The sequence below is a fragment of the Pseudoalteromonas sp. SR41-4 genome (genome assembly GCF_014163985.1).
In the GTDB taxonomy this organism is placed as follows: domain Bacteria; phylum Pseudomonadota; class Gammaproteobacteria; order Enterobacterales; family Alteromonadaceae; genus Pseudoalteromonas; species Pseudoalteromonas rhizosphaerae.
The window spans coordinates 77,485-89,494 of the sequence record NZ_JACJEI010000013.1; the positions used below are offsets into that span (position 1 = coordinate 77,485).

12 protein-coding genes are annotated in these 12,010 nt (G+C 40.6%); 10 read left to right on the plus strand and 2 right to left on the minus strand.

What is annotated here, in order from left to right; all coding sequences use genetic code 11:
• Positions 1–2: 2 nt before the first annotated feature.
• A complete protein-coding gene (locus H5180_RS23615; RefSeq protein ID WP_259399567.1) occupies positions 3–2,687 on the minus strand; it encodes a flagellar hook-length control protein FliK in 2,685 nt (894 codons plus the stop codon).
• A 102-nt stretch (positions 2,688–2,789) separates the two neighbouring features.
• On the opposite strand from H5180_RS23615, the gene ccmA reads away from it, so the two are divergent.
• Genes ccmA through H5180_RS12195 form a run of 10 tightly spaced genes read left to right on the plus strand, consistent with a single transcriptional unit; the run spans position 2,790 to position 10,535 of the window.
• The gene (gene ccmA, locus H5180_RS12150; protein ID WP_145239326.1) at positions 2,790–3,410 is read left to right on the plus strand and encodes a cytochrome c biogenesis heme-transporting ATPase CcmA; all 621 of its coding nucleotides are present in this window, start codon (positions 2,790–2,792) and stop codon (positions 3,408–3,410) included.
• On the plus strand, positions 3,410–4,096 hold the full coding sequence (gene ccmB, locus H5180_RS12155; protein ID WP_145239323.1) for a heme exporter protein CcmB: 687 nt from the start codon (positions 3,410–3,412) through the stop codon (positions 4,094–4,096). Before ccmA ends, ccmB begins: the two co-directional genes overlap by 1 nt.
• A 1-nt stretch (position 4,097) precedes the next feature.
• On the plus strand, positions 4,098–4,835 hold the full coding sequence (locus H5180_RS12160; RefSeq protein WP_145239320.1) for a heme ABC transporter permease: 738 nt from the start codon (positions 4,098–4,100) through the stop codon (positions 4,833–4,835).
• Positions 4,836–4,837: 2 nt separating this feature from the next.
• Entirely contained in the window at positions 4,838–5,041 is a 204-nt protein-coding gene (ccmD, locus tag H5180_RS12165) for a heme exporter protein CcmD (RefSeq protein ID WP_145239317.1), read from the plus strand.
• Complete coding sequence (gene ccmE, locus H5180_RS12170; protein ID WP_145239314.1) at positions 5,038–5,517, plus strand: cytochrome c maturation protein CcmE; 480 nt, start codon at positions 5,038–5,040, stop codon at positions 5,515–5,517. The genes ccmD and ccmE overlap by 4 nt, the downstream gene beginning before the upstream one ends.
• 1 nt (position 5,518) lies before the next feature.
• Complete coding sequence (locus tag H5180_RS12175; protein ID WP_145239311.1) at positions 5,519–7,486, plus strand: heme lyase CcmF/NrfE family subunit; 1,968 nt, start codon at positions 5,519–5,521, stop codon at positions 7,484–7,486.
• Positions 7,483–8,055: a DsbE family thiol:disulfide interchange protein gene (locus H5180_RS12180; RefSeq protein WP_145239308.1), complete on the plus strand. Its 573-nt coding sequence runs from the start codon at positions 7,483–7,485 to the stop codon at positions 8,053–8,055. The genes H5180_RS12175 and H5180_RS12180 overlap by 4 nt, the downstream gene beginning before the upstream one ends.
• Positions 8,052–8,513 (plus strand): cytochrome c-type biogenesis protein, encoded by a 462-nt coding sequence (locus H5180_RS12185; RefSeq protein WP_145239304.1) that lies wholly within the window; start codon positions 8,052–8,054, stop codon positions 8,511–8,513. The genes H5180_RS12180 and H5180_RS12185 overlap by 4 nt, the downstream gene beginning before the upstream one ends.
• Positions 8,514–9,794 carry a c-type cytochrome biogenesis protein CcmI gene (gene ccmI, locus H5180_RS12190; protein ID WP_145239301.1) on the plus strand — a complete coding sequence of 427 codons (1,281 nt, stop codon included), beginning with the start codon at positions 8,514–8,516 and terminating at the stop codon, positions 9,792–9,794.
• Between the two features lie 9 nt (positions 9,795–9,803).
• Positions 9,804–10,535, plus strand: coding sequence for a VacJ family lipoprotein (locus tag H5180_RS12195; protein WP_145239298.1), 732 nt, complete (start codon positions 9,804–9,806; stop codon positions 10,533–10,535).
• A 69-nt stretch (positions 10,536–10,604) separates the two neighbouring features.
• Here the strand turns inward: H5180_RS12195 and H5180_RS12200 are convergent, their stop codons facing one another.
• On the minus strand, positions 10,605–11,828 hold the full coding sequence (locus H5180_RS12200; protein ID WP_145239295.1) for an EAL and HDOD domain-containing protein: 1,224 nt from the start codon (positions 11,826–11,828) through the stop codon (positions 10,605–10,607).
• Between the last annotated feature and the right edge of the window lie 182 nt (positions 11,829–12,010).

Here is a 12,010-nt window from a genome sequence, read left to right on the forward strand (position 1 = left end):
GTTTAAACCTTAATATTAATAATGGCATGGGACTGATAAAAAGCTTGGTGTTGCGGCGCACCTTGGCTTAGCTTCATTTCACCAACTTGTAAGCCATGAGCTGTTAATTTATGGCGCAAACTCTCAAGATGCGGATGAGCCATTGCGGTGATATCTTGGCTTGAGGCAAGTAATTGACAATCTAGTGCTTTATCCATTAATTCAGCGGTGATCTGTAATTGGCCTAGCTCTGCGTAATCAAAATTAAGTCGCACAAACCAAACATTTTTATCTTCGAGTTTATTTTGGCTTGGTTTTTTATATTGCCCTAATGAAATTTCTGTCTGTGCGGTTTCCGGTGGCAGTCGCATCGGCAGTAAAAATTGTACTAACGGATTATTATCAGGCTGCTGATTTATGGGGGTCGTGTTAATTTGGCTAATTGCAGTTTTTATTTGGCTCAGCTCAGCCGCTAATGCTTGTGATTGTGGCTGTAGTAATTGTTCTTGCAGTTTCTGTGGGTTAATTGCTTTAAAGTTAGGCACCAATACTTGGAGTAAAGCATCAAGTGAGCTTTGACTATTAAAATTCAATGCGCTGATATTTGCTAAGCTTGGAGCCGCTAAAATAGCCACGGCCAAATGCTCAACAGATTGGCTAAAACTATTTTGCAGGGCACTATTTGTTAAGCTTTCTGGACGTAAAACACTGAGTATTTCTCGTTGAATGGTTAACGGTTGCAACGATTGGCTGTCAATCATGCGGCTAAAAGCTTGATTGACTAGCCGATTTAAATCGACATTATCACTCACTTTGGTCGTTGCTAGTTTATCAATTTGTGAAGCGATATGCTGTTTATCGTAGTTTGCTGCTGATTTAAAATTAGGCAGCGGCTTTTCGATAGGCGTTTTTAAAAGTGGTGCCAATAATTTGGCTTCCAGTGGCAAGCTAATCTGGCTGGCTGGCAAAGCGCTAGTTATCGGCCCTTTTAATGGTGCATCGATATGTGAGTGGGTACTTGCTTTTAGATTGTCGTTGTTTAACTGTGCTGTTAGAGATGCTACTTTGGTATCTACCCCAGCAGCAAACGGTGGAGTTGTTTTTAATTTTTGCTGAGCATCGGCTATAACTGTTTTGGCTGCAGCGCTATTATCACTGACATTGACAGTTGTACTATTGATTTTGCTGGGTAGAATTTGTTCGGAACTGCGTGCCGGCGCTTTAGTGATAGGTTCTTTATTTAGCTGAGCCGGTTGAGTCGGTTGAGCATGAATATCAGCGGCTGTTTGTTTTGGATTAGCAGTAACCTGCGGTATTTTATTTTGCGCTACTGCAGTTTGCTTGCTGGATTGAATCGCGGCGGCTAGTTTATTTAATTGCTGATGGCTATCTGTATCGTTGCTCAGTGGCGCCGCAGTAGTACTGTTATTTTTAACCACATTAGGCTCTGTAATACTTGCTAAACCGGCTTTTAATCGCTGAAATAACTGTACCAGGGGAGGCGACTGGTGATAATGCTTTGGCAGCGCGGTACCTTGACTGATATCTGCCAGTAATGGTTGGGTGTTGCTTGTCGCCATTGCCACAAGGTTTATTTGCCGGAGTGATTTGGGTAATAAGGTTTGTGCAGTTTGATGTGTTGGTGTTAGCGATTGTGCTACAGCTGATTTATTGCTGATCATTGCTAATTGACTAAATGGTTTGCTTTCAAAATAGCGTACTGCGTCACTTATTCGGGTTTTTAAGTCAGCAAAACTGTCTTGTAACCACGAGCTTATTGGGCTGCTACTGACCAATGAGGGGCTACTAGGTGCTGCACTTGTTTGGGTATTAAACTGGCCTGGTACATGGCTTTTTTGTACCAGTGAATTAAAAGTATGGGCTAATGAATTTTTTAACTGCAAGGCTATTTTTGGTAGCTGCGTTTTTATTATTAATTGTTCATTAAGCGCATTTAATTGTACTTTTTGAATTACTCCGCCAAGCTGAGTTGTGTGTGTACTGTGGCTCTGTAACGGCTGCTGAGGTACTAATTTAATACTGCCATTATAGTTATTAAAACTCAGTATTACGGCGTTTTTATCTAGCTGTAGCTGCCCATTAGGCACTTGTTTACTTAGCCAAAGAGCAAGTTTTGCTTGACTGATTGGCTGTTGGTGAAGTGTATCAGCAAAGCGATTAATAACACTTAAGGTAAAATTATTGCGGTTCGGAGTAATTATTGCTTTTAGGCCTTGTTCACTGTGCAGTAGTTGGGCGACTTCTTTATTGATAGGAATACTGGCGTGTAATTGGTTTAACAGTAATTTTGCAGCAGGTTGTAAAATAATTTGCAACGACAATGGTTTATTATCGACCTGATCACCACTATTAATAAAATTCAAAACACTTTGCAGCTGGTTTGTTTGGCGTATGCTGATTTCAGTTTGTTTTGGTAAAATAGTGAGTTGTTTACCATCATTACTGAGTTGAATATCGGCACTGGCAATTTTTTGAGTGTTTGTTTCAGTGCCAGTTGTAGCTAAGCGCAATGTTTGCCAATGCTTATCAATATAGACTTCCATCTGCACAGAGCCATTGGCGAATACGATATTTTTAGCGCTGAGTGTTTGCTCGCTGAAAACAGGTAATTGCTGTGCAACGCCATTGTGTGACGAATGACTTATAGGAAGCGAATTCGCTAATGTTATCTGTGTAGGTTTGTTCATTAATTTAAATCAAGTTTTCGTTAATAGGTGCAAAGCATTATTCGTATTACCCTATCATTATGATAGACTAACGCCTAATTTTGGGTATAGAGAATCATCATCTTGTTACACATTAAGTCCGTCACCTGCATCAAGCAAGAGCGTTGTTTGTTTGCGGATCTTAATTTCAGCTTGAAATCAGGTCAAATCATGCAATTAGCAGGCCCAAATGGGGCTGGTAAAACATCACTGTTGCGTATAATTGCGGGTTTTTCTGCGCCCGATGAAGGACAAGTTATGTGGCAAGGTGAATCAATTGCTAAAAACTATGATGAATTTGCCCGACAGTTGTTATTTATCGGTCATAAAACCGGGGTGAATAGTCAACTTAGTGCGATTGAAAACCTACGGTTTTGGTTGCAAATTCAAGGTTACAATACTGAGCAAGATCTTTACTCATTATTAGCTAAAATTGGCTTAGTTGGTCTTGAAGATGTACCTGTGCGTACTCTATCAGCCGGTCAGCAACGTCGTGTTGCGCTGATTAGGCTCTGGCTTAATGATGCGAAGTTATGGGTTCTGGATGAACCATTTACAGCCTTAGACAAATCCGGGGTTGCATTTTTACAGCAACGGTTTTTAGCCCATCTAGAACAAGGTGGGGCGATTTTATTAACTACCCATCAAGATTTAACTACGCATTTTAATGAGTTACAAACAGTGACTTTGGAGTACCGACACTGATGTTACGCCAGCATTCATATTGGCAGCTATTTAGTGCCGTTTGTAAGAAAGATTTACAGCTGGCATTTCGCCAGCGTGCTGAAATCGTAAACCCCATTTTGTTCTTCTTGATTGTTATTACATTATTTCCGTTAGCAATTGGTCCTGAGCCCGGTCTACTTAGCCGTATGGCACCTGGTATTATCTGGGTCGCCGCTTTACTTTCAACCATGTTAGGCTTAGATAAACTATTTCGTGATGACTATCATGATGGTAGTTTAGAGCAATTGATTGCTTCATCGTACCCGCTACCGTTAACGGTGCTCGGTAAAGTTGTTGCCCATTGGATCATTACTGGCTTGCCGTTGGTGTTGATGACGCCGCTGTTCGCCTTGTTATTAAATTTAGACAATCAAGCATTGATTGCAACGGTGCTTACCTTGCTCTTGGGTACGCCATTACTTAGTTTTATCGGCGCTATTGGCGCTGGGCTTACTGTGGGATTACAAAAAGGCGGTATTTTGATGAGTTTATTGGTCCTGCCTTTGTATATCCCCGTATTAATTTTTGCAACGTCTGCTATCGATACCAGTACAATGTCACTGGATTATAGTGGGCAGCTTGCCATCCTTGGTGCGATGCTCGTCATTGCAATTATCAGCGCACCAATCGCCATATCGTCAGCATTGAAAGTGAGTGTAAGTTAATATGTGGAAGTGGTTACATCCCTACGCCAAAGCAGAGCGTGCATATCAATTATGCAATACGTTACTGCCCTATTTTACCGTGATAACGGTTGTCTGTATGCTTATTGGTTGGGTCTGGGGGTTAGCCTATGCGCCTGCCGACTATCAGCAAAAAGACAGTTATCGCATTATCTTTATTCATGTACCATCAGCTATTTTATCGATGGGTGCTTATTCATCAATGGCCATAGCTGCAGTGATCGCTTTGGTATGGCAACTTCGTAATGCAGAGTTAGCAGTAATTGCTATTGCACCTGTTGGTGCATGTGTAACTGCAATTGCACTTATTACTGGCGCCGCTTGGGGTAAACCTATGTGGGGGGCCTGGTGGGTATGGGATGCACGACTCACGTCTGAGCTCATTCTATTATTTTTATACTTAGGGGTATTGTCTTTATATCATGCCTTTGAAGATAAAAAAGCAGCAGGTCGAGCTGCATCTATTTTGGCTATTGTGGGGGTAATTAACCTACCAATCATCCATTTTTCTGTTGAGTGGTGGAACACCTTGCATCAAGGTGCCAGTATTACCAAGTTTGATACGAAAGCTATTGATCCAAGTATGTTTTGGCCATTAATGGTAAATATAGTCGCGTTTGCCGGCTTTGTCGGTATGGTGACTTTGATGCGTCTTAAAAATGAAATTTTACAACGTGAAAAGCATCGTCCTTGGGTGCGCCAGTTGTTGAATAGGGGTTAGTTATGCAGTTTGATTCTTTTTCTGATTTTATTGCCATGGGCGGCTACGGCTTTTATGTGTGGCTTTCTTTTGGTTCATGTGCACTGATTTTGTTAGGTATTTTAGTAAGCTCTTTGAATGATACAAAGCGTATTATGGCTTCTGTGCAGCAACAAGCTGAACGAGAAGCTCGCATTAAACACGCTAAGCAGGAGAATCATGCATGAACCCAAGACGTAAGAAACGTTTGCTTGGCGTCGTCGCTATTGTATTTGGTATTGGTGCCGCCATTGGTTTAGTACTTTATGCTCTGCAAGAAAATATTAATCTATTTTATACACCAAGTGAGTTAATCGAGGGGAAAGGCCCAGATAAAGAAAAGCCGCATATTGGTCAAAAGTTGCGTATTGGCGGTATGGTAGTTCCAGGATCAGTGATTCGGGATGAAACCAGCCTACAAGTAAGCTTTACCTTGATTGATACAGGCCCCTTAGTAACGATTAAATACCAAGGTATTTTGCCTGACTTATTTCGTGAGGGGCAAGGGATTGTTGCTCAAGGTGTGTTGATTGAACCTAATGTAATAGAAGCGTTCGAGGTATTGGCTAAGCATGACGAAGAGTATATGCCTGCCGAAGTTGCGGAAGCGGTGAAGGGGATCAAACACGAAAAACCAAAATATAACTTAGAAAGTGGCAATTAAGATGATCCCAGAAATCGGTTATTTTTCTCTAACACTGGCTATGGTGCTAAGTGTTTTATTGTGTATTTTTCCTTTGTGGGGCGCACATACTGGTAATTTACGGTTAATGCGTGCTGCTCCTTCATTAGCTATCGGCCAATTTGTATTCGTACTGTTGTCATTCGCAGCCCTTATTTATGCAAGTTTAACTGATGATTTTACCGTCGCGTATGTGGCGTATCATTCAAGTAGTACTTTGCCTTGGTATTATAAAATCACCTCAACTTGGGGCGGCCATGAAGGCGCTATTTTATTATGGTTAGTTATGCAAGCTGGTTGGACTGCAGTTGTTGCACTGCGCTCTAATTCATTACCTTGGATATTAAGAGCACGTGTATTAGGTGTGTTAGGCTTTTTAGGGGTTGGCTTTATGCTTTATACTCTGTGGATGTCGAACCCATTTGAATTATTACTGCCGTATTTTCCTGTCGAAGGGCGCGACCTTAATCCGTTATTACAAGACCCCGGAATGATCATCCATCCTCCTTTACTGTATATGGGTTATGTTGGGCTATCGGTCTCTTTTTCATTTGCAATTGCTGCATTATTAACAGGTAAACTTGATAATACTTGGGCTAAGTGGTCACGTCCGTGGACAATGACTGCGTGGGGATTTTTAACATTAGGTATCACTATCGGAAGCTGGTGGGCATATTCCGAGCTTGGCTGGGGTGGCTGGTGGTTTTGGGATCCCGTTGAAAACGCATCGCTCATGCCTTGGTTAGTAGCTACGGCGCTATTGCATTCATTGACGGTAACTGAAAAACGCGGTGTATTTAAATCATGGACCGTATTACTTGCGATTGCTGCATTTTCATTAAGTTTACTGGGCACCTTTATTGTTCGCTCTGGCATTATTGTCTCCGTGCATGCATTTGCTACCGACCCCGATCGTGGTTTATTTATCTTAGCGTTTTTAGCGATAGTAGTCGGCGGTGCGTTAACGTTATATGCATTTAGGGTATCGCAAGTACGCAGCGAAGGTCGCTATAAACTGGTATCACGTGAAGTGGCATTATGGCTCAATAATATATTTTTAGTGGTTGCTACTTTTATTGTGTTACTAGGTACTTTATTACCTATGGTTCATAAAGAAATGGGCTTAGGCAGTATTTCAATTGGCGAACCATTCTTTAATAAAATGTTTGCCATTATTTTGGTGCCGTTTGCCATCTTAATGGGTATTGGCCCTCTGTTACGTTGGAAGCAAAACAAGTTGTCTTTTTTACAAAATAAACTCCTTGTCTCAGCGTTAATGAGCATAGTAATCGGTGCTACTTGGTTATATTCAAGTTATGCCATCGTAGCGCCTTTAACTTTATTGGCGACCACGCTTGCGATATGGATTGTGATCACCACCGGTGTTGATTTATATGTTAAAGCTACTGTGCAAACTAACTTTAGCCAAGGCCTTAAAAGGTTAGGACTTAGTTATTGGGCTATGGTACTAGGGCATGTAGGTATTGCCTTTGTCATCGCAGGAGTCACTTTAACTTCTGCGTACTCTGTTGAACGTGATGTTTCGATGAAGCCGGGCGAAATTGTGCAGTTAAACCAATATCAGTATCGCTTTGAAGGGGTTAACACTATTCGTGGACCAAACTACAGTGGTCATGCTGGAGAAGTGAGTGTCCTGAAAAATGATAAACTAGTTACTATACTGCATGCAGAAAAACGCCGTTACGATATTGGTATGCAATTTATGACTGAGGCTGCAATTGATGCTGGCTTTACCCGCGATTTATACCTTGCCCTTGGTGAGCAATTAAATAACGGTGGTTGGTCACTGCGTATCTACCATAAGCCATTTGTGCGTTGGATGTGGATTGGTGGCGTGTTGATATCACTTGCCGGTTTTATGATTTTAGGTGATAAACGTTACCGCACTAGTAAGAAAAGCATTGATAAGTCACAGGAGAAGCTGGTATGAACCGCAAGTTGTTAGCGCTAATACCTCTGTTGGCGTTTGTTTTAGTGTGCGTGTTTTTATTTCAAGGTTTGTTTTCAAACCCAAGAGAAATTCAAACTGGTCGGTTAGGTCAACCGATGCCAGCTTTTGATTTACCAGATTTAATGCAGGATTCAAAGCGTTGGCAAGATAGCCAATTAAAAGGCGATGTATATTTACTCAATGTGTGGGGCACTTGGTGTCCTACCTGTTTGGCTGAATTAGATTATTTAACCCAATTGCGAGAGCAAGGCGTTAAAATTATCGGGCTTTACTATGTGCAAAGTTACGATGCTGACTTTGATGGTGAATTTGATATGTCAGCGCTTCGTGAAGAAGTGGCGTCAATGTTAAGTCGTGCAGGTGATCCGTATCAGTTTAATATTCTTGACTTACATCGTACACTTTCGCTTGATTTAGGTGTATCAGGTGCACCTGAAACATTTTTAGTGGATAGCAAAGGCACCATTTTATTGCACCATACTGGCGATATAAACCCACGAGTTTGGCGTGCTAAATTTGCTCCCTTGATGCAGGAATTACAGCCATGAAATATTTTATAATTGCTTTAATGATATTAGCTAGTGGCATAGCTATGGCAGAGCAAGATCGGTACCAATTTGATAACAACGAACAAGCGCAACGATTTACTGAGTTAACTAAAGAATTACGTTGTCCTAAATGCCAAAATCAAAATATCGCAGATTCAGATGCTGTGGTTGCAAAAGATTTACGCGAAAAAGTATTGGCGTTAGTCAAAGAAGGCAAATCGAAAGACGATGTGATTGAATATATGATTGACCGCTATGGCTATTTTGTTCACTACGATCCGCCGGTTACGCCAGCAACATTAGTGTTATGGGTATTACCTATTTTGATTGTGGTATTTGGCTTTGGTTTTATTATTTTTCGACAACGTAAGGCTGCGGTTAAGCAAACATGGAGTGAGCAAGATGAGGCGTTATTAGCCAAGCTCATTGCGAAAAATGAACGTCAGGAGCAGATTTAAATGATACTAATGTGGGTTTCTTTTGCATTATTAACCTTATTAGCTGTGGCGTTTGTGGCATTGCCTTTTTTGAGTAAAGAGCGCATACAAAGTCTCACTTACAATGCTAATTCAGAGCTTATTGCCATTTACCATCAGCGCCTTGGTGAGCTGGCGAATGATTTAGCAAATCAACGTATTGATCAAGCTAATCATGATGAGTCTGTGATTGAGCTCAAACGTCGTTTACTAAATGAGTTATCACCTGAAAAATCACTGATGAGTAAGGGTAATAACCGTATCTTTGCGTTAACCGGTAGTGCATTTTTAATTGCTTTTACGGCTATATTTTATACTGCTACTGGCTCACAACAGCAATTACAGAACTGGCACAGCGCTATGGATAATTTACCTGCCTACGGTGAACGTGCAGTGATGCAAAAAGGCGAGCCTTTAACCCAAAATGAATTACAAGCGTTTGCGTTAGGGCTACGCACTAAACTAGATCAAAGTGGTGATGATCAAGTGGCCTGGATGCTGCTAGGACGTGTTGCTATGTCATTGAATGAATACGATATGGCACAACAGTCATTTGATAAAGTGTTGCGTCTGGATCCTGACAATATGCCTGTGCTTATCAGTTACAGCCAAGTGCTATTACTGGAAGGCAGTGAGGTAAATATGACGCGCGCTGCGGGTATGCTCTCTAAAGTACTTAAAGACGATCCAACTAACCTTGATGCTATTTCATTGTTAGCATTAATTGCTTACGAGCGTCACGATTGGTTACAAGCAAAATCAGCATTCGAAGTACTTTTAAATAGTATGGACGAACAAGACTCTCGTTATGGCATGATTGCTCAGAGGATTACTGAAATTGAACAAAATATTTCTGCTGAAAATACACAACAACAAGTTCAACAGAGCAGTGACGAAGATAATAACGCAGTCCAAACTAGCGCTATTAAAATCACTGTTAATCTTGCTCCACAGTTTACTGACAAGCTTCCAACGCAAGGAACCTTATTCGTCTTTGCAAAAGCCGCCAATGGTCCACCAATGCCACTCGCAGTGGTAAAATTAACAGATTATAGTTTTCCAATTGAAGTACAGTTAAGTGATAGTAATGCTATGGTTGCAGGTTTAACGCTTTCGAGCGTTGATAAAATTATTTTAACTGCACGCATTTCAAAGGATGCATCAGTAATGCCTTCAACGGGTGAGTTGGAAGGGCGTTCAGATGTGTTAGAACGTAGCCAAACCAAGGCTTATGATTTACTTATCAATGAATTAATACCTTAAGGATAAAAGATGTTAAGACAGAGTTTAGTTTTGTTTGGACTATTGGTGCTAGCAGGATGCGCACAAGTGCCTGACGAAAAAATAGATGAGCGAGATCCACTACAATCATTTAATCGTCCAATGTATGATTTTAATATGGATGTACTTGATGCGTATGTTCTGCGCCCTGTTGCGGTAGGGTATGTGGCTGTAACGCCAACACCGGTGCGCCGTAGTATCGTCAATTTTACTGGTAACATTAGTGCACCAACTGATGTAATTAATGCCACGTTACAAGGTAAAGCGGGTAACGCAGGGGTTAGTTTAGCGCGCTTTTTAGTTAATTCAACAGTGGGTATTTTTGGCTTATTTGATGTTGCTACATCGCTTGGTTTGAATATTGTTGATGAAGACTTTGGTCAAACTCTGGGGGTGTGGGGAATAGGTGACGGTGCCTATTTAATGCTACCGGGAATGGGACCGTCAACAGCGCGTAACCTGACGGGTGATGTTGTTGATAGCTTTGTGTTACCGAAAATTGCCTTAACCACGCCACAAACTGTATTGGTGTTTGCATTAAAGGCCGTAGAAGCCCGAGCCTCTTTAATACCGCAAGAAAGCTTATTGAATGAGTCACTCGATCCGTATATTTTTATGAAAGACATTTACTTTCAACGTCAGTTATATGAGCTGTATGATGGTAATCCACCTGTTGAAAAAGAGCCCGAAGATTTTGATGAAGACTTTTTAGAAAGCCTTTAATATATTATATTTTCGGGTTAAATAACAATGCCAGCATCTAAGCTGGCATTGTTTTTACGGCGTTATTTATTACCCAGCCAGTACTTTCATTTGTTCATTAGCCCAGTTAACTGCGTCATGGTATGCATCTGGCACTTTACCAGCTGTAAGACCAAGCTCATCTTTAATCGCGTTTGCACCTTGCCAATTGGCTTGTTCGTATAATTTTACCAAGCGCAGATATTGTGCCAGTAAACCTTGATCCTCTAATAATGCTAACTTTATGTCGTTGGATAATGGTAGCTTATTCATCACGCTTTCCATATCTTCATCTAATATGGCATCCATTAGTGACATCATACCGGTTAAAAAAGCCATTCCCGTATCTTTGAGTTTACTATGGTTTATAGCTAGCAACTCAGTAAAGCGTGCTCTAGTTAACGATAAGCGTATTAACTCTGCGGGTTTATCACCAGCAACTTGAGCTGCAAACAACAAGGATAAAAACTTTTTAATTTCTGCTGCACCTAGCACAATTAGTGCTTGTTTGATGGTGCTGATCTCAGCTCTGCGCTTAAATGCCGCTGAATTACTATAACGTAATAATTTATAAGAGAGGTTTACATCTCGCTCAAATACGTCGGTAATTTTCTTTAAATTGACTTCAACAGTGGATGTCTCATAAAGCAGCTCGGCAAGAGCTATCTCTGATGGCGGCAAGGTTTTACTTTGCACCATTTCTGGCTTGGAAAAGAAAAACCCTTGAAAGTAAGTAAAGCCAAGATCTAATGCTAATTGATACTTTTCGTAGGTTTCTACCTTTTCTGCTAATAATTTTATATGCGGATAAGGTTTAATTTCTTCGATTATGCTGTGGATAGTGTCAACTTCACAATTGAGAAAATCTATTTTAATAATATCAATAAAAGGATAAAAATGACGCCATACAGGCTGGTGAATATAATCATCCAGGGCGAGCGTATAACCTTTTTGTTTTAAGTCTTTGACGATCGCGAGTAAGCGTTTCCCTGGTTGAATTGTTTCGAGTATTTCTACAACAATCTGATCTTTACCAAGCAGGGTTGGGTAGCCTTTTTGTAATGTTTCAAGCGTAAAGTTGATATACGCTGGTTTATTATCGGTGAGATCTTCTAAGCCAAAATTGAATTGACTACCTTCAATTAGCCGGCTAGTTGCCTCGTCACCATCAATATCTGGGAATACATTATCAACGCCGTCACGAAAAAGTAACTCATATCCTACAAGTTGTTTGTTTCGATCTAAAATTGGTTGGCGTGCAGCATAAAAATACATAAACAGCGGGTCCACATCAGTTAAGCGATTACTTGGGCAATATAAGATAAAACAACATAAATAGCATTAACTATATTTAAAATATCAATACTATAGTATTGATTAATTGCAAAATCATCGATCTAATCCTAGGGTAATTAAGTATTAATTACCATGTTCTATAGTCAAATAATTAACCATTA

Bases quoted from the DNA above. Each gene is read 5' to 3' on its own strand.
- H5180_RS23615 (WP_259399567.1), bottom strand. From the start codon at position 2,687: ATGAACAAACCTACACAGATAACATTAGCGAATTCGCTTCCTATAAGT.
- ccmB (WP_145239323.1), top strand. From the start codon at position 3,410: ATGTTACGCCAGCATTCATATTGGCAGCTATTTAGTGCCGTTTGTAAG.
- H5180_RS12160 (WP_145239320.1), top strand. From the start codon at position 4,098: ATGTGGAAGTGGTTACATCCCTACGCCAAAGCAGAGCGTGCATATCAA.
- ccmD (WP_145239317.1), top strand. From the start codon at position 4,838: ATGCAGTTTGATTCTTTTTCTGATTTTATTGCCATGGGCGGCTACGGC.
- ccmE (WP_145239314.1), top strand. From the start codon at position 5,038: ATGAACCCAAGACGTAAGAAACGTTTGCTTGGCGTCGTCGCTATTGTA.
- H5180_RS12175 (WP_145239311.1), top strand. From the start codon at position 5,519: ATGATCCCAGAAATCGGTTATTTTTCTCTAACACTGGCTATGGTGCTA.
- H5180_RS12180 (WP_145239308.1), top strand. From the start codon at position 7,483: ATGAACCGCAAGTTGTTAGCGCTAATACCTCTGTTGGCGTTTGTTTTA.
- H5180_RS12185 (WP_145239304.1), top strand. From the start codon at position 8,052: ATGAAATATTTTATAATTGCTTTAATGATATTAGCTAGTGGCATAGCT.
- ccmI (WP_145239301.1), top strand. From the start codon at position 8,514: ATGATACTAATGTGGGTTTCTTTTGCATTATTAACCTTATTAGCTGTG.
- H5180_RS12195 (WP_145239298.1), top strand. From the start codon at position 9,804: ATGTTAAGACAGAGTTTAGTTTTGTTTGGACTATTGGTGCTAGCAGGA.
- H5180_RS12200 (WP_145239295.1), bottom strand. From the start codon at position 11,828: ATGTATTTTTATGCTGCACGCCAACCAATTTTAGATCGAAACAAACAA.